The 18,206-nt window shown below is 61.0% G+C and carries 13 protein-coding genes; 10 read left to right on the plus strand and 3 right to left on the minus strand.

The window, feature by feature from the left end:
- The first annotated feature begins 213 nt into the window (after positions 1–213).
- Positions 214–924, plus strand: coding sequence for a hypothetical protein (locus HMPREF2527_RS00315; protein ID WP_070505461.1), 711 nt, complete (start codon positions 214–216; stop codon positions 922–924).
- A gap of 382 nt (positions 925–1,306) precedes the next feature.
- On the plus strand, positions 1,307–1,510 hold the full coding sequence (locus tag HMPREF2527_RS00320) for a hypothetical protein (protein WP_070505464.1): 204 nt from the start codon (positions 1,307–1,309) through the stop codon (positions 1,508–1,510).
- 96 nt (positions 1,511–1,606) lie between these two features.
- Here the strand turns inward: HMPREF2527_RS00320 and HMPREF2527_RS00325 are convergent, their stop codons facing one another.
- Positions 1,607–4,621: a choice-of-anchor M domain-containing protein gene (locus tag HMPREF2527_RS00325; RefSeq protein WP_070505467.1), complete on the minus strand. Its 3,015-nt coding sequence runs from the start codon at positions 4,619–4,621 to the stop codon at positions 1,607–1,609.
- Between the two features lie 290 nt (positions 4,622–4,911).
- Between HMPREF2527_RS00325 and HMPREF2527_RS00330 the strand changes: the two genes are divergently transcribed.
- From HMPREF2527_RS00330 to HMPREF2527_RS00355, 6 genes are all read left to right on the plus strand, one after another.
- Complete coding sequence (locus tag HMPREF2527_RS00330) at positions 4,912–7,251, plus strand: TIGR03773 family transporter-associated surface protein (protein WP_070505470.1); 2,340 nt, start codon at positions 4,912–4,914, stop codon at positions 7,249–7,251.
- Positions 7,238–8,983, plus strand: a complete 1,746-nt coding sequence (locus HMPREF2527_RS00335) for an anchored repeat ABC transporter, substrate-binding protein (RefSeq protein ID WP_070505472.1) — start codon at positions 7,238–7,240, stop codon at positions 8,981–8,983. Before HMPREF2527_RS00330 ends, HMPREF2527_RS00335 begins: the two co-directional genes overlap by 14 nt.
- Before the next feature lie 93 nt (positions 8,984–9,076).
- Complete coding sequence (locus HMPREF2527_RS00340) at positions 9,077–10,165, plus strand: choice-of-anchor M domain-containing protein (protein ID WP_070505474.1); 1,089 nt, start codon at positions 9,077–9,079, stop codon at positions 10,163–10,165.
- Complete coding sequence (locus HMPREF2527_RS00345) at positions 10,162–11,040, plus strand: metal ABC transporter ATP-binding protein (RefSeq protein WP_070505477.1); 879 nt, start codon at positions 10,162–10,164, stop codon at positions 11,038–11,040. The genes HMPREF2527_RS00340 and HMPREF2527_RS00345 overlap by 4 nt, the downstream gene beginning before the upstream one ends.
- Positions 11,037–11,891: an anchored repeat-type ABC transporter permease subunit gene (locus tag HMPREF2527_RS00350; protein ID WP_049357170.1), complete on the plus strand. Its 855-nt coding sequence runs from the start codon at positions 11,037–11,039 to the stop codon at positions 11,889–11,891. Before HMPREF2527_RS00345 ends, HMPREF2527_RS00350 begins: the two co-directional genes overlap by 4 nt.
- Before the next feature lie 285 nt (positions 11,892–12,176).
- Positions 12,177–13,247, plus strand: coding sequence for an alcohol dehydrogenase catalytic domain-containing protein (locus HMPREF2527_RS00355; RefSeq protein ID WP_070505479.1), 1,071 nt, complete (start codon positions 12,177–12,179; stop codon positions 13,245–13,247).
- Positions 13,248–13,843: 596 nt separating this feature from the next.
- On the opposite strand, the gene HMPREF2527_RS00360 is transcribed toward HMPREF2527_RS00355, so the two are convergent.
- Positions 13,844–15,154, minus strand: a complete 1,311-nt coding sequence (locus tag HMPREF2527_RS00360) for an NADH dehydrogenase (protein ID WP_070505481.1) — start codon at positions 15,152–15,154, stop codon at positions 13,844–13,846.
- A gap of 270 nt (positions 15,155–15,424) precedes the next feature.
- Positions 15,425–16,990 carry an MFS transporter gene (locus tag HMPREF2527_RS00365; protein WP_049338178.1) on the minus strand — a complete coding sequence of 522 codons (1,566 nt, stop codon included), beginning with the start codon at positions 16,988–16,990 and terminating at the stop codon, positions 15,425–15,427.
- Between the two features lie 177 nt (positions 16,991–17,167).
- Between HMPREF2527_RS00365 and HMPREF2527_RS00370 the strand changes: the two genes are divergently transcribed.
- Positions 17,168–17,746 (plus strand): TetR/AcrR family transcriptional regulator, encoded by a 579-nt coding sequence (locus tag HMPREF2527_RS00370; RefSeq protein ID WP_070505483.1) that lies wholly within the window; start codon positions 17,168–17,170, stop codon positions 17,744–17,746.
- A 136-nt stretch (positions 17,747–17,882) separates the two neighbouring features.
- A complete protein-coding gene (locus HMPREF2527_RS00375; protein WP_049333773.1) occupies positions 17,883–18,203 on the plus strand; it encodes a putative quinol monooxygenase in 321 nt (106 codons plus the stop codon).
- The last annotated feature ends 3 nt before the right edge of the window (positions 18,204–18,206 follow it).

Below are 18,206 nucleotides of genomic sequence, written 5' to 3' on the forward strand. Positions count from 1 at the left end.
GCATCCTCGACCGCGCCGCGGCAGAGTCCAAATAATTGAAAGGGAAATAGCATGAACGCTATCTCTGAAACCTTCAGAATCCTATGGCTAATCTTCCTGTGGTTCTGCTTTAGCTTCATAGCTCTTGCATCTCTAGTGATGGCCGTTATTGGGGTATGGCCTTGGGGTGCGCTGTTCTTCGTTTTAAGCCCTCTGAATCTTGCTTACATAGATATGATTAACGCTGAAAATATTGGCTATAAAGCGACCGGAGGCCTCTTCCACCGCTTCTTTATTTTCGTTTACTCCATCAACGCGGTGGGCTTGATTGTACTGACGGTTCTGACGGCTTTCGGTGTACTCCAGGGGGACCCGGCTCCGTGGACCCCTGAGACGAACTTTGCCTCCTGGTACATGGTTGGCGGGCTAATCATCGTCGCCTTCCTCATCTACCGCATCGAGCCTAATGATGAGATTCCTGACCTGCTGCGCATGGAGCAGATGAATAGGCGCTCAACCCGTGTGGGCGTTGTGTCGGCGGCTATTTTCACGGTTCTGTGCCTCGTGGTTCCTCTGACTAGTTTCATGACTGCAGGCTATGATCCGGTGGCTCTGGCGGTTGCGCTTTTCCTGGCCCCTGGGTTCCTGCGTGTTGTGCGTGAGGGCCTCTTCTACCTGCAGGGCACCCGCTTTGAGGAGGGATCTGAGGGGTACCGTACCCTGCGTGCCGTGTGTATTGGCGTGGCTGGTTTGGCTGGGTGTATTGCGCTCGGGTATGTGGGCTATTCGCTGGTTCGTCTGGAGTTGCTGCCTGCGCTGTTCTTTGCTGCCTCGGTAGCGATGAATGGGTGGTCGGTGAAGAAGTACATCACCGTGGGTATCACCATTCCCGAGGAGGAAGACGAGGATTCCTCTTCCAATGCCGCTGTTCAGGAGGCGGAGTAAAACATGCTAGATACCATCTTTAGTATCTTCTGGGGAATTATTTTGGTGCTGTCCTTTGCTTCTATCCCCTACATTATTATTAGGTACGAGATTAATCGACGCCAAGATAAGAAAAAGGAAGCACAGGGAATTTTTAATAAGATTGATTTAAAGAAGTGGGACATTTAATGAGATTACCTTTTTCCACTAAGTTATAAATAGGGGAGCCGATGGAAATTAATTATGCTCGCCGCCAAATAATAGGGTTGACCCTTTTGATAATGCTTGCTGTATACATGTTTTTGTTGTTCCTCAACATTTACGTGATGACAGTGATGGCATTACCGCAACCTGTACCGTGACTAAGGCATATTCGGTACCGCGCGGAGGAACAGTAAGCGGCATGAATGATATTAGACCCAAAGGTCTTTTTGAGACGGAAGAGTGCGGCACGCTCACAATGATTACTCCTCCGGAAGGTCGCAAGATTCCCGAGTATGTTGAGAGCGTCAAGCCTGGCAAAAAATACCTATTCCATGTGTCGAATCGTTCAACTAATAAAGAGCGGGATTTTACTACGACCCGCTTTGAAGAAATCAAAGAATAACAACCTCATAAATTAAAAACAAAGCCCCCGCAGCCGAGAGTCATCCTCTCAGCCGCGGGGGCTTCACCGTATCAGCGTGTCCTCACGCGGCGAGCGCTAGGAGGCGCGGCGGCGGGAACGCAGCACCATCACGGTGCCGGCACCGAGCACCAGTGCGCCGCCCACAGCCACAGACACCGCACCGAAACCAGTACGCGCCAGGCCGCCCTGCTGGGAGCTCACGCCACCCGACGCAGCAGACACACCGGACTGACCCAGGGAGCCGCCGCCGGTACCACCGCCGGAAATACCACCCGGGTACACGCCGCCAGCAGAACCATCAGCCGAACCCTCAGAGGAACCCTGCGCGTTCACATCACCGGCGGCACCGGAAGCACCAGCCTGACCGGACTGACCACCCTGCGCGGCACCAGACTGTGCGGAGCCGGGCTGGTTAGCACCAGCGGTACCGCCCGGGGTTGCCGAATCCACACGGCGCACACCGCTAAAGTCGTCCTTAGCCGCATTCGGGTCCTTCGGCACGGCAGTCTCAAAGGAGCACGCATCCGACGCCTTCTTACCCACAGCAACCGCAAGCTGCTGCACCGGGCTGTTCACCTCAGTACCATCAGCCAGAGTCGCAGAATAGTGCACGTCAAACATGTACTGGCCGGGCTCAGAGAACACCCAGTTCGCGTGTGCGTGCGTCGCGTAATCAATGTCGATCGTAGTCTTGCCGGTCGTCGAGTCCAGCAGCACATCCGCACCGTTCAGCGACTCAGTGAACATGCCGAAGCGCGCACCCTCAGGCATGACCTTCGGCACCACGTGCAGGCGCACGGGGCCGCGCAGCTGCGAGTAGTCAATGTCCTGCGTGTTGTAGCCGGGCCAGGGCAGGCCGCTCTGCTGGGTCTGCGGCAGGCCGTAGAAGGCGGTGCCGACCGGGCCCATGAAGTTCAGCTTCTCATCAGCCATACGTTCGGTGCGCACACGGCGGGCGTTCTCGCTGACCGTCCACACGACCGAATCGAGCGGGCGCACGGTCGAATCAGCATCAATGATGCCGCTGTCATCGCGCAGACCCACGGACAGCTGGCGATCCTTCAGGGTCGCCTGAATGTCCAGGTGGCCGTGCGAAATCTTGGTGCGGCCGTCAATCTGACCGGGCACGCACTGGTTACCCGGGGTTCCGGGGGTGGACGGCTGCGCAGACGGTGCCGGGCTAGTCGGAGCAGGGGCGCTCGGGGTCGGGTTCGCAGGCGCGGGGCTAGAGGGTGCCGGAGTGGAGGGCGCCGGAGCAGGTACGCTCGGTTCTGCGGAGGCGGTCGGCACCGCAGGCACGGTCGGAACCTCGCTGGGGGACACCGACGGAACGGTGCTGGGCTCAACAGTCGGAGCCTCGGAAGGAGCCTCGCTCGGTTCAGCAGAAGGCTCGGCAGAGGGCGCGACGGTAGGCTCAGCGCTCGGCGACGGATCCACCGGAGCAGGCTTCGGCGCATCGCTAATGGGTGCGCTATCGGGAGCCAAAGCACCGTGCGCAGTGTACTTGGTGCCCGGCTCGTAGTTCGCCGCAACCTCAGTGGTGGAGGCGGAAGCGTTCATATCCGGGTGGGTCAGCATCTTCACGCGCAGAGCCGTGCCCTTGTAGAACGACTCATCACGGAAGGTAAAGCGCGCCACACCATCCTCGACGGAGCCTTCCAGGTCGAGGTACGGGTAGACCGGGTCATCCTGGGCGTAGAAGCCGCCGCGCATGAAGCCGCGCACCTTCGGGTCCTTGAAGCGGACCTCAACGGTGCTGAAGCCGTTGCCGTTCGGGGTGACGGTTACGTCGTAGTCCATGCTGGTCGGCGTGTACTGCTGGGTGCTGAGTACGGTGTTCGCCTGATCCGGGATCTCCTCGGGCCAGGAACCGTTACCGTCGTCGCTGTACACGCTCTCAGCCTTACCGGGCTCGTAGGTGAGCTTGTGCGAGATCCAGCGGGACGCCTCCGCGCTATTCTCGTCGGAGGTGTCGGGGGTGAAGACCGCCTGCAGCTGGGAACCCTCGCTACCGAGCATTTCAGACCAGGTGGCGGTACCGTTCACGACCGGCAGGTCGGTCAGGAAGTAGCCGTTGTTGTACAGGGTCAGGGTGCCCTTGAGGTTCTTGTTCGCGGCGGTGAAGGTGATGTCGCTGAGCTTGTCGTCGGCATCCTTGTTCTTAGCCGGGTCGGCATCCAGGCGGTGCGGTGCCACGGACAGCATGTACTTTGCGGCGTCCAGGTCACCGACGGGTGCCGCGTTGTAGCGGTCAACGGTGGGTACGGCGGTGGGGGTGCCGTCACCGAGCACGGGCTGCATGCCGCCAACCTGCCAGACCAGCTTCGACGGCTTGGAGCTAATGATGCGGCCGTCGGTGGAGCGCGCCACGGTGCGGTAGGTGACCACGTAGCGGCCCGGGCGGGTGAAGGTCGTGGTGTTGTGGGTGTGGCTACCCTTGTCAAGCAGCCAGGAGTGCCAGCCGGTCGAGCTGCTGGAAAGCATGCGGTACACGTCGGCGGGGGCGTCGTCCGGGTTGTAGCGGAAGAGCTCCATACGGCCGGGGCCCTCAACGGAGAGAATGTCGGTAGCGAACACGCCGTCACGGAAACGCTCAGTGGGCACCTTCGTGGATGCGCCCAGGCCAGCCCAGATGGGGTCCTGGTTGCCGTAGGTCAGGTGCGGTGCCATGTAGAGGGTCTGGCCGGGTTCGCCGAGGAACGCCAGGGAGGGCGAGTCGCCCAGGGTCATGGTGTACTGCGACTTGCCGTCCCTGGTGCTGTAGCCCTTGCCGACCCAGTTAACGGTCTTGTCCAGTTCGTAGGTGTCTGCGCCGGTCTTGTAGGGGTTCGCCTCGTTCATGAGGACGAAGGTGCCGTTCTGCTCGTCCCAGTATGCCTTGGGGGCGTCAACGTGACCCTTGGTGGTGACGATTTTGCCGTCGTCGGGGCCTGCTGCGGCGGGCAGGGAGGGGGCAGCGCCGGCGAGCGCGAGCAGCGCTGCGGCGGAAAGGAATGCGGCTGCGCGGCGGAGGGCGGGCTTGCCGCCGGGGATGAAGAGTGCGGGGGTGTGTGTGGTGACCCGTCGTTGGGTCTGCTTCTGAGAGCTCATGACAACCTTTCTCATTTTTCTATTTCCTAGGGTAGCTCTTTTGCAAATAATTGTCATTTAGAACCTAAGTGAGTATAGTGATTCTCAGAAACACGTGTGCGCCGAGGCGCGCCCAAAAACGCACACCACGTACATCCACAAAGAGAAAAACACGGCAGAGCGCACCCCGGACGCAGGGGAGAAACCGGCAACAGGCCGCCGGACCCAGCATCGGGCAAGCCCCGAAAGCAACGGGCCCCGAACACACCGGGCAACGCGCCAGCCAACGAGCAGTCATCCAAGGAGCCACCATGCAAGGACGCACCAAACCCCTGAGCCTACTCAGCGCAACCACCCTCGGATGCACCCTCGCACTCGGGGCGCCCCTCGCCCTGCCCCAGGTCGGCACCTTCACCGCCGCACAGGCGCAGGAAAACCAGGCGCAGGAAAACCAGACCGGCACCCAGGCAGGCACCGAGTCGCGCGCCTACGTCAACTACGAAGGCGACTACGTCATCGCGGGCGTACACACCGAAATGCTCAACGCCTTCCTCGACGGCAACCAGTTCACCCTCGCCACCCTCGCAGACACCGGCCCCGGCCAGCAGGGACGATTCAACCCCGCCCGCACCGTCTTCCACCTGCCCGACGTCGAGGATGCACACACCAAGGTCGTAGCAGGCTACGACTACATTGCCCCCGAAGGCACCGACATCTTCTACATTCCCTCCACCCGCACCCGCGGCCTGCTCTACCCCGGCCTCGGTGCGGAAGGAATCCGCCCCGGCGCGCTCAAGGACAACACCATCAACCTTGAACTCGTGCGCAGCAGCGTACCCGAAGGCGGCCGCGCCGAAGTCTTCACCGAATCCGGTCGCGACAACCCGCGCGTCTTCAGCACCAACGACCAGCTCGCACCGCACACCATCACCGCGGGCGGCCACGAGCACCTCAGCTGGGCGTTCACCCGCAAGGGCATCTACCAGCTGACCTTCCGCGCCACCGCAACCCTTGCGGATGGCACCCCGGTCAGCTCCGAGGCGACCTACACCATCGCCGTGGGCACTAACGCTGAGGACGGCTTCAAGCTCCTGAACGCGCAGAACGCCGCAAAGGAAGCAACCAAGGACGCCACGAGCGAGGCAACCACTACCCCCGAGGCGAGCGCCACCGCTACCGAGAGCGCCACCAGCAGCCCCAGCGCATCTACCTCCGCAAGTGCTGAGGCGAGTGCTTCTGCTGAGGCGAGCGCATCCACCGGTATTCGCCGCGTGGATGGATCCGTGAACGGCCAGAACGCCGCGCAGGTGACCGACCCGAACGGCGCAAAGGCGGCGGCGAATGGTGAGCAGGCATCCCAGAGTGGATCCGGTGTAACCGCCATCAGCGGCACCGACAACACCAATAACGGCTCTGACAAGGGTAAAAACAAGGACGGCGGCAATAACGGCAGCTCCCGTAGCGTGAAGGGCTCCAACGCCCAGAACGTCACCGCACCCGGCAACGGCGGCGGCATTACCGGCAACGGTGTGCTGTCCTCCGGTCTGCCCGGTAGCCTGAACCAGCAGTGCATCGCCACCGAGGTTCCCGCGGAAGATGCCAAGGACTCTAAGGACGCTCAGAAGGACAACAAGCAGAGCAATCAGGCAGCCCAGGCACCGACCAGCATCCCCACCCTCGCCGTGGTCAATACCGCTGAGCACAGCGGCCGTGAAGAAGTCACCCACGGCCACTTCGACGTGGGCCCGATCCTCAACGGCGGCAACCTCACCAGCAGCGTGAAGGACGACCGTACCAGCCCCGCCCGCCACGTCTCCCCCGGCGCCCTCGAGTTCGTACTCAATGACGCCGCGAAGATTAACCTGCCCGCAGGCATGGAGAACATCGCCCCGGCGGGTACCCCCGTGCACATGATCGGTGCAACCCAGCAGCAGGGCGTGCCCTGGCTCGGCTGGAGCACTCAGGACCCCGAACTGCTCAAGCAGCTCGACGGCCCCGTCACCATGAGCCTCAACGGTTTTGAGGGCCCCGGCACCATGTCCACCTTCCTCTCCGGCAACTTCGGTTCCGCCGGTCAGAAGGTCTTCGATTCGCGGAGCGGCGGCTCCTTCCAGGTGCCTGCAAACACCCACCAGCACAGCAACTGGGTGTTCACCGCCGAGGGTCGCTACACCGTGACCATCGGCTGGACTGCACGCCTGAAGAACGGTCAGCAGGTCAGCAGCGAATCGGTTCTGCACTTCACCGTCGGCAACCCCGATAACGCCCCGGCAAGCAACAACGCGCAGGGTGCGGCGGGTGCCAAGCAGGACGGCGGCAACGCTAACAGCGCTAACGGCGCCAACAACGGCGGCGAGAAGAGCACCGCAAAGAACCCCGTCAACGGCACCGTAGACGAAGCCACCGGCATCGTCACCAAGCCCGACGGATCGAAGGTGCGCATCGTCGGTAAGACCGCCTCCGGTGAGGATTGCGCCCTGACCAGCCAGGAACTCGCCAACGCCCAGAAGGCAGCCGCGGCAGGCAAGCTGCCGAACACCGGTGTGGTCATCGACCCGTTCATGGTCAGCACCTCCATTCTGGCGCTGGCACTCGGTGCCATGATTCTGCGTTCGGCACGCCGAAAGGGCCGCAGCGGTGACACCGCATAGCGGGCATACCGGCGCGCACACCTATAGTCGGCGTACCGCCCTCACCCTCGCCTCCCGCATTGCGGTGGGTGCGGGGGTGGGGGCTGGTGCCTTCGCGCTGAGCGGATGCGCCAGCACCGTGAACGCCTCCTCCGACCGGATGCGCGTGGTCGCCACGACCCCGATCCTGGCGGACTTGGCTCAGCAGATTGCCGGGGAGCGCGCCAGCGTGCACTCTCTGGTGCCTGCCGGTGCTGACCCGCACTCATATGAGCCGAGCCTGCGCGATATCCGCGATGTCGCCTACGCCCGCTGTGCCCTGACGAACGGTCTGCTACTGGAGCAGCGTAAGCTCAGCAAAATGGTTGAGGCGAACCTGCCCGCCGGCGTTGTGTCCGTGGCGGTTGCGGAGAAGATTGAACAGTACGGCGGCAAGCTGGAAGCCATTGTTGAGGATGCTTCCCTGGACTCCATCTGGCTGGGTTTGCGTGTTGAAGAGGGCGGGCAGAACGAATCTGCCCCCGCCGACTCTTCGGATGCAGGCATGCGCTTTGAGGTGCAGAGCGTGCGGGCGCGCACCTCTACCGATTCGTCGAATGCGCAGTTGGCGGCGTTCATTACGCAGACCTTCGGCGCGGTGGAGATGCTGTGCGATTCGCATGCGCGCGGCGTGAACCTCACCCGTGAGGGGGACACCGCGGTCCGCACCGGCGATATGGGTTCGCTGGAGCTTCCGTTGCAGGCGCATACGCACCTGTCGTGGGCGTTTAGTGATGCCGGCGAGTACGCCATTGAGCTGAGCGCCACCGCGGTCAATGCGCCGGAGTCGGTGCGTTCTTCGCGCGGCACCCTGTACTGCGCGGTCGGTCGTGACCCGCAGGAGCTGGTGGACCGTCTGGCGAAGGAACAGAACATTTCTGCCGCCGAGATCAAGGTTCTTTCTGCAGGTCACGCCGATATTACGGCACGTACCGGCGACGGCAGGCTCGTGCTTCGCGCGGATTCCTCCCAGGGCGCCGTAGAGTACGAACTGAACCGCACCGTGGTGGCGGTCCCCTCCCGCACCCTGCAGGAGGTGCCCGCCGGCGGCAGCTACCGTTTCCTGCGTTCGGGTGCTTCGGAGCATCGCGGTCAGGTGTACCTGCTGGCGCAGGCCGTTCTGGGCAAGCACGTGCACGGCGAGATTGACCCGCACATTTGGCATTCGGTGCCGAACGCGAAGGCGAGCGTGCAGGTCATCCGTGACGCACTCACCTCCGCCGACCCGGAGGGTGCGAGCGAGTACGCGACCCGCACCGAGCAGGTCATGAAGGAGCTTGATGCCCTGGACGCTCAGCTGCGTCAGGTGTACGGAGGCCTGCCGGAGTCGGCACGCAACCTGGTCACCACGCACGACGGCTACCGCTACCTGGCGAGCACCTACGGGTTGCACATTGCCGGTTTTGTGAGCGCCAGTGCCAGCGGCGAACCGAGTATTCAGCAGCGTCAGCGCCTGCGTCGCACGGTCGAGGATTTGAAGGTTCCAGCGATTTATCTGGACAAGTCCACGGCGATGCGTTCACCGGTTCTCACGGAGCTTGCTCGGGAGGCTCAGGTGCGTACTGGGGTGCTCTATTCGGACACCCTGGATGCGCAGGCTCCTCACTACGCGCAGATGATGTTGGCGAATGCTCACACGATTGCACTGTGCTCTGGCAATGGCTCTGGCGGCGATTCTTCGGGTGCTAGTTGCTCGGAGGCAAGCACCTCATAACCCGGTTCTAAGCTACCCACAAGCTCATATAGCCGTATCAGCATATAGATAATCTTTCACACACCGTTTCGGTCATGATCCAAGGAAGTCCTCATGATGAACTCAACCACCCCCTCCCGCCCCTCGCGTAGCCGCGCCCTGCCCGCCCTGGCTCTGGGCGCCAGCCTCATGCTCGCACCCCTGGGTGTGGCACACGCGGAGACCACCCCGGCAACCGCTGAGAGCGCCTCGGCTCAGCCGAGCGACAGCAACCTCAGCCGCGGCGAGCGTGCCCTCACCCAGACCCTGTCGGCGGAGCAGCCGGTCGCATCCGGCCGCACCGAAATTTCTGCCGGTCACGTGGATATGGGTCCTCGTTTCAACAACGGCAAGTTTGAGCTCATGCTCCACGACGACCACGGCGAAACCCCCGTCTGGCGCAGCCTGGACGAGGTCATCTACCGCGGTAGCGACCAGGCGATCCTTGAGGTACCGAACGACCCGCGCTACTCCTTCGTGGGTGCGCCCGCCGGCTCTAAGGTGTACGTGATTCCGCAGACCGAAACTAAGGGCGTGATTTGGCCGGGTTGGAACACTCAGGATCCGCAGCTGGTGTCCAAGCTGAACCGCGGCGTGAACCTGACCCTGGAGCAGGTGAGCGGCCCCGGCACGTTCAGCCTGTACCTGGAGAACGGCAACTTCTCGGCACCGCAGGTGCTGTGGTCCTCGACCAAGAGCGAGCCGCAGAAGCTGTGGGTTGAGAAGAACACTCACACCCACGCGAACTGGGTGTTCACCGCTCCGGGCGAGTACCTGTTGAAGGTCACCGCGAGCGCTGAGCTCTCTGACGGTTCGACCGTGTCTGATACCCGCTACCTGAAGTTTGCGGTGGGTGACTCCGCGAGCGCTGATGCCCTGTACGCGATGGAGGCGCAGGCGCGCGGTTCGGGCTCGGCTTCTTCTGCATCCTCCGGCACTTCGTCTAACTCTGCTTCCCAGTCTGCCGGTACTCAGGCGTCCGGTTCTTCGTCTGCCGCCGCGGCGAGCGACCAGAGCAGTTACAAGGCAGAGTTCACTATCCCCTGGGGTGCTATTGCCGCAGGCGTGGCAGCTGTGATCGCCGTAGGCGCGTTCCTTTCGTTCCGTCGCCGCTCCTCCGCGCAGCGTGAGGCTCTGGATGAAATGCGCGGTGACCGTTCGTGAGCGCATCGGTAACAGCGGGTACTGAACCCGTTCTTGAGATTTCAAACCTGTACGCCGGCTACGCGCGCCGTTCCATCCTCAAGGATCTGTCCCTGACCCTGGAGCGTGGCGAGTTTGCGGGTCTGATTGGTGCTAATGGTGCCGGTAAGACCACGCTACTGCGCACCATTTTGGGTCTGATTCGCCCGGCGTCCGGTCAGGTTCGGGTGCTGGGTGAGTCGCCGCGTGTGGCGCGTGCGCATATTGGTTATGTGCCGCAGAAGCACCAGTTCCAGTGGGATTTTCCGCTGACCGTTAAGGACACGGTGATGACCGGTCGCGTGCGTGAGATTGGGTTCTTCCGCCGCCCGGCGAAGAAGGATTGGGTTCAGGTTTTTTCGGCGATGGAACGCACCGATGTTCTGCACCTGCAGGATGCTTCCATTGCGGAGCTTTCCGGTGGTCAGCGTCAGAGGGTTCTTTTGGCACGCGCTTTGGCGGCGAACCCCTCCCTGCTGCTGCTGGATGAGCCGTTTACGGGCGTGGACGCGCCGACTCAGACCACTCTGACCCGCCTGTACCGTGAGTTGGCGGGCGAGGGCATCACGATTCTGATGTCTACGCATGACATGCTGGCGGCGCGTGAGTCCTGCTCGCGTCTGTGCGGTGTGCGCGGCAATATTCACCTGGATGGTCCGGCGGACTCCTTTAGCTTGGAGCAGCTGCATACGTGGTTGCACGGTCACGATATTGAGGAGGCGCAGGGCCACGCCCGCACGGGCTTCACCTGTGCCGGTGGTGCATTGGATGAGTACGGCCACGAGCTGCCTGATTCCTGCGCTTCTGATCATTCTCTCTCCCCCGCCCATACTGCTTCTACCGGGGGTGCCCGTTGATTACTCCTATCGATTTTCTTGCCGACCTGTTCAACCCGTCTCTGGCGTTTCTTCCGCGTGCCCTGGCGGCGGTGCTGCTCGCGTCGGTGGTTACCGGTGTGGTGGGCTGCCACGTGCTGATGCGCGGCATGGTCTTCATTGGCGATGCGGTGGCGCACTCGGTGTTCCCGGGTCTTGCGGTGGCGTTCGTGTTGGGCGGCAACCTGATGGTGGGTGGCCTGACGGCGGGCGTGGTGACGGCTATTCTGGTCGCTATTTTTAGCCAGAATCAGCGGCTACGCGAGGATTCCGTGATCGGTATTTTCTTCGCGGCGTCTTTTGCGTTGGGTATTGTGATTATTTCATTGGCACCGGGCTATTCGGGGTCGGTGCAGGATTTCTTGTTCGGCTCGATTGTGGGTGTTTCGAATGAGGACATTACCCAGGCGGCGATTATGGGTGCCGTTATTCTGCTGGTGTTGTGGCTGTTCCACCGCCAGATTGTGACGGTCAGCCTGGACCGTGAGAGTGCCCGCGCGATGGGCCTGCCGGTGCTTGCCTTGGATATTGTGCTGTACGTTCTGGTGACCATTTCTGTGGTGCTGGGTCTGCAGACGCTCGGTAATGTGCTGGTGCTGGCGCTTCTGGTGATTCCGGCGTCGGCAGCCCGCCTGGCGTGCCGCCGACTGGGGTCGATGATGGTGTTCTCGCCGGTGTTTGGCGGTATCTGTTCGATTGTTGGCCTGTACCTGTCGTGGGCGTTTAACCTGCCGACCGGTGGCACGATTGTGCTGTCGATGGTGGCGGCTTTTGTGCTGGTGTGGGCCGTGACGGCGGTTCGTTCGCGAGCACGTGCGCAGCTGAAGAGCTAAGCCCAGCTCAACCCGGGCTCAACCCAACTTTTCTCGATTAAACGCACGAGGCGCATCCCTGTTTGGGGGGGTGCGCCTCGTGCGTTTTTTACAGGTCTTAAATACCCAAAGTGAATCATGTTCATGTTTAAAGAACCAAAAGATACACTCCGCGTAATAAAAGCGCATAATTCAACACGTCGGGTTTAATGAAAATACAACCTATCAAATATTTCTTATGGGTTGATACATGTAGTGATAAAGCAGTCACTGCACCCTCATTAGAGCTTCAAAGAAGGAGTCATCATGAAGGCATATGTATACCACGGCCCCGACCAGAAGGGCGCCTGGGAGGAAGTCCCGAACCCCACCATTCTTGAGCCCACGGACGTTATCGCCCGTGTCGACACCACCACCATTTGCGGTACTGACCTGCACATCCTGAAGGGCGACTGCCCCGAGGTGGACCACGGACGCATCCTGGGCCACGAGGCTGTCGGTACCATTACCGAGGTTGGCTCCGCGGTGACTGACCTGAAGGTCGGCGACCGCATCATCATCCCCGCCGTGACCAGCTGCGGTAAGTGCTCCTACTGTAAGGCGAACCAGCCTTCGCACTGCCAGACCGTTGGTGGTGTCGGCTGGATTTTCGGTTACATGATTGACGGCACCCAGGCAGACTACGTGCGTGTTCCCTACGCAGAGACCTCGGTCCACCTGGTTCCGGAGGGTCTGACCGATGAGGACGTCCTCTTCCTCACCGACGCACTGCCCACCGGCTTCGAGATCGGTATTCTGAACGGCAACACCAAGCCCGGCGACACCGTCGCTGTCGTGGGTGCAGGCCCCGTGGGTCTGGGTGCAATCATGACCGCTAACCTCTGCGGTGCCGGCCGCGTCATCACCGTCGACTTCGACGAGAACCGCATGAACAAGGCACTGGAGCTGGGTGCAACCGATAAGGTCAACGCGGGAGACCCGAACTTCATCGAGAAGATTAAGGCTCTCTCCCCCGACGGCCTGGGCGTGGACGTGGCAATTGAGGCTGTGGGCGTTCCGCAGACCTTCGAGACCTGCACCAAGATTGTTCGCCCCTACGGCAACATCGCTAACGCTGGCGTGCACGGCAAGCCCGTTGAGCTGCCCCTGAACACCATGTGGATTTCTAACGTTCGCATCAACATGGGCCTGGTCAACTGCAATACCGTCGGCAACCTGCTGAACATGGTCCGCTCCGGTCGCCTGAACGCTAAGGCAATGGCAACCCACCGCTTCACTTTCGACCAGTTCGAGGAGGCATACGACCTGTTCAGCCACGCTGCCGAGCACAACGTGGTGAAGGTTGTTATCTCCCGTAACCCCGAGGTTGCGGCATAGACAGCGGTAAGCTCATATACCGCTCATACTGAAACCCCAAACTTTCGTTAGGGATTTCAGTGGGATGTATTCATGACACTGCGAACATCCCCACGATTCGCCTCCGGGTGGGAGAGGGTAGGTCCCACCCGGAGCGCGAATCGCCCTCCCCTACCCCGAGATGTAGTTATTTTCTGAAGAGACAAGATTGTCTGAAGATACAGGATTTTCTGAAGATTCAAGAGATACGCCAGCTCGGGGTTTTCTGTTCCCTCAACCCATTCTTTGGGCAACCCGTTCTTTGGCGGGCTCAACCTGTTCTTTTGTGGGTTGAGGGGCGGTTCCTCACGCGTGATGCCTCCTCTGCCGGGCGCTCTGCCGACCCGCTCTTGCGGGTTCTTCTGCCAGGCAACCTCTACTGGTGGAGGGGCGCATCATTTGGCTCTTCTTGGTCGGGCGGTACCTCCGATTCTGCTCCTCCTTGAAGGGAAAGGAAAAGGGTCGCACGCTTACGATTCAATGGCGATTCGTAGGCTGCGACCCTTTTCTCATGCCCGGATTCCGGCACTGCGGGGATTTTCTGTGCTCCGGGGTTTTTCTGTGTTCCGGGCGGCTATTTAGTTTTTAGGCTTCTCACCGTCAGCCTTCTCGCCGATAGCGGCGTTCTGTGTGATGGGGTTGAACACCTCCGTGGGATCATCCTCTCCGAATGCGGCAGATACCCCAGATACGGCAGAGGATTCGGTGGCGTCTCCGGTGACGGGCTCGGTGGGTGCATCAGCCGGATCCTCGGCAGGCGCGCCAACGGGCACCTCCGCAACGATGGGATCCTCCGAGGCGGGTGCCTCCGGAGCCTTCTGCGCATCCTCCTGCTGATCCTGAGCCGGAGTCTCTACGGGCTGCCCAGAAACACCCTGCTCGGTAGCTACCGGCTCACCGTGCGCGGAGTCCTTCTGCGCATCCTTGTGCGCGTCCTTATGTTCGAGCGTGTAGATGATGCGCGGTTCCAGACGCTCAAAACCGATCTTGGAACGCACCCAGTTCACCGCCCGGTCAATGCGGTCCTCACCCTCGGTAGTTTCAACAACCCGGTAGTTACGCGGTAGCATCACGCTATCACTGAGCACACGCGGGTACTCGTCAATCTCCTGAATACCCGCCATGTACATATTTTCGCGGAACTGCTGGGCGAACTCCTGCTGACCCAAGAACAGCTGGTCGGCGTAGGTTTTAGCCGACAGGCGCTCGCTGTAGGCATGCTTCGAATCGCGGGTGCCCTTCTTAGAGCCGTAAATATCCCAGAAGTAGAAGTACACGTTGTTCGCGATAATCGCGTAGATAATGCGGTTCTGCAGGTACACGAGGGCACCGACGGCGACCGCACCAACAATCAGGAGCACCACGGCGAGCGGGGAGAGTGCAAAGTCAGACAGATTGCCGCGGTGGTTCGTGAACAGGCCAATCAGGTAGGCGATGGTGACCACGATGATGGGCACGCCGATGAAAATCACGGCCAGCGGAACCCAAATGTACAGCAGAGCACGTAGAATCAGGCGGTAGTAGCTAATCGAGTCGCCAATGGGGATGGGCGTGGGCTTCACGGAGGAGTGCGCACGCTTCATGAGCAGGCTGAACACGCGGTTGCTGTCGATGCCGACTTTACGCAGCTTCGATTCGAGGGAGGCACGTTTGAGGAAGACCCGGTAGTTTTCGAGGACGACGCGCTGGTCGGAGGTGAGGCTCTCCGGGTCAGGTAGCGCGCTGATATCCATGCCAGCTTCGGTCAGTAGCTTGCTCCACAGCTCTAGGCGTGCCAGTTCGGAGGGTTTTGCCGCCGCCTGCGCCTGGTAGTTCTTGTAGGAAATGAAGATGGTGCTGGCACCAATCAGCAGTGTAATGAAGGGTGCTATCCAGTCTTTGAGTCCCATGGTGGCGTTCCTCCTTGAGTTGTGTGGAGCCGCTGGTTCCTCGGTCTTGTCAGCGCGTCTTTTCAGGACGTCTTTTTGGGGCGTCCTTTGCGGGCGCGAGCCCGCTGTTTTTACCGTACCACCGGCACCTGTGCTGAACCTTTAAATGCGCAGGTGGAAGGGTTTCAAAAAAGCCCCGCCTCCCGATGTTGCGGTAGCGTCAGGAGGCGGGGCTTATGTGTTCCGAATTAGTGCGCTCGCTGGGTTAGCGCGCAGAGTTAGTGCGCGGAATTAGTGGTCAGCGGGCTTCATTTCGCGCGGTGCCTTGCGGATCATGAAGTAGCTAATGACGGCCATAACACCCATGAGCACGGCGCTGAATGCGGAGCTCAGCACCACGCCGGAGTCGAAGGCAGCGAATGCGGAGGAGAGCAGCTGGTTCGCCTGCTCGCCACCCACCTGGCTTGCGACCGTCACGGCACCGCCGAGGGTTTCGTGGGCGTGGTCGGCGAGAGTCTCATCCAGGCCGTCGGGTACAACCACATTTGCGCGGTAGACGGCGGTGAGCATGCCACCAATGATGACGGTGCCGAGCACCGTACCTGTCTCGTAGGAGGTCTCCGAGATCGCGGATGCCGCACCAGCCTTACGCGGCGGCACGCTGGAGAGCATCAGGTCGTTCGAAATGGTCTGCGCAATACCGATGCCGGTACCGAGCACAATGAAGATCAGGATAATCACCAAGTCGTTGTGCGCACCCAGGAAGGCGAGCACCGCGAACGCGGCAGCGTGGAGCGCCAGACCGAAAGACACCACCTGCGCCGGGTGGAAGTGCACCGCCACGCGCGCAATCACCAGACCGGCGATAATGATCGCCAGGGTACCGGGAATCAGCAGCATACCGGCGTACATGGGCGGCAGACCGGAGACCAACTGCAGGTGCTGGGAGGCGAAGTAGATGAAGCCAACGTCCACCATCATGGAGATGAGGTTTGCGGTAATCGCGCCGGTGAACACGGTGTTGCGGAAGAGGCGCACATCCAGCATGGGCTGAATATCGTTCTTCTCGCGGTTGAGCTGACGCAGCACGAACAGGACAATGAAGCACAGGCCGGCAAGGATGGTGCTGATAGCCACCGCATCGAACCCGGTTTCGGAGGTGTGAGTCAGACCGAAGGTAATGCCGGTCATGCCGGTCATAATCAGCAGGATGCTCAGCGGATCCACCGGGCTGGGGTTCGGGTCCTTCGACTCGGGAACCATAATCGGGGCGAGAATCAGCAGAGGAATCAGAATCGGCACAGCGAGCAGGAACACCGAACCCCAGTCGAAGTGCTCCAGCAGGAAACCACCCACAATCGGGCCCAGCGCCGCACCCGCCGAGAAGCCCGAAGCCCACACGGCAATAGCGATGCGGCGCTCGGTCGCATCCACAAAGATATTGCGAATAATCGACAGGGTTGCCGGCATGAGCATGGCGCCAAAAATGCCAAGCAGGGCGCGGGCAACCACGAGCATCAGCGCGGAGGGCGCGAATGCCGCGAGCGCAGAGATTGCCGCGAAGCCGGTCGAGCCGATGAGCAGCAGCTTGCGGCGACCGATGCGGTCACCGATAGCGCCCATGGGCACGAGCAGGGCGGAGAGCACCAGGGAGTAGGAGTCAACGATCCACAGCTGCTCCGCGGAGGAGGGGCTCAGCGCCTTAGCGATTGCGGGCACCGCGAAGGCAAGCACTGTGTTGTCGATGGAGACCAGGAGCACCGGGAGCATGAGCACACCGAGTGCCGCCCAGCGCTTGGTCTTCTGGTCGGGGGCGTGAATGGGCAGAGCCGTGGTGTGCGGATTGTGATTCGTCATGGGTTGTTTTCGTGCGTCTATAAGGTGTCGGCTGATGCGGCGGACGCGGCGGCATCAGCTCGGCCTGTCTTTTGGGCTAGGTCTTTTAGTGAGGTTTTAGGGGTCCGGACGGGGCCATAAACGAAGATTAACTATACCAACTGGACGGTATAGTTTCAAGCGGTTAGACTGGTACACATGACCACCCCCAACCACCGAAAACAACGCGCCACCAACCCCCGCGAACACATCCTCGACACCTACGTCGACCTGCTGATTCGCTCGGGAGAACGCGCCGCAACCCTCGATGCCGTCGCCACCGCCGCGAAGGTTTCCAAGGGCGGGCTACTCTACCACTTCGCCTCCAAGAAGGCGCTACTTGAGGCGCTCGCAGAACGCACCCTCACCCTGGCTAAAGAGGACTTCGCGGCAATGGAGCAGGCGCCCGAGGGCGCAAGCGCCTACTACATCAATTCCTCCACGCCGGATAACACCCCGTTCGACCGTGCCCTCATTGCCCTCAGCCGCCTGGCGCAGAACAATAATGAGCTCGCCCAGCAGACCATGAGTCGCGTACAGGATGGCTGGCATGCGCTCGTCCTCGCTGAGCTGGGTGATGAACAGATTGCCCGCACCGTGTTGCTTTTGGGCGACGGCATGTACTACAACGCGGCATTCGGAGGCGACTCCGCCAGCCCGCAGAGGGCTGCAGCCATCGCGGCAGACCGTGCGGCACTCGAACGCGCCCTGCAGGTACTCAAGGCGGCGGCTCGTTAAACCACAAAAGCCACTCGACACAGCGGTTAAAGCCACAAGCTAAAACCGCTACCTCAAACCCTATTCTTCAGCGCCGGCGAGCACCCGGGGCTTAAACTGGAAGGGTACGTATCTACTCTTCAACCAAGGAGTTCCGATGATTTTCATTGCTGTAAAGTTCCCCGTCAAGCCCGAATACGCTGACCAGTGGATTGAGAAGACCCGCGCTTTCACCGAGGCAACCCGCGCCGAGGAAGGCAACAAGTTCTTCGAGTGGTCCCGCAGTGTTGAGGACCCGAACGAGTTCGTTCTGCTCGAGGCTTTCAACGACGATGCAGCTGGCCCGCACGTGAACTCTGACCACTTCCAGCAGGCTATGAAGGACATGCGTCCGCTGCTGACTGCAACCCCGAAGATTATTTCTCGCCTGATCGACGGCGACGACTGGGAAGCAATGGGCGAGCTGCAGATCGACTAATCT

The organism is Rothia sp. HMSC071B01 (assembly GCF_001808945.1).
In the GTDB taxonomy this organism is placed as follows: domain Bacteria; phylum Actinomycetota; class Actinomycetes; order Actinomycetales; family Micrococcaceae; genus Rothia.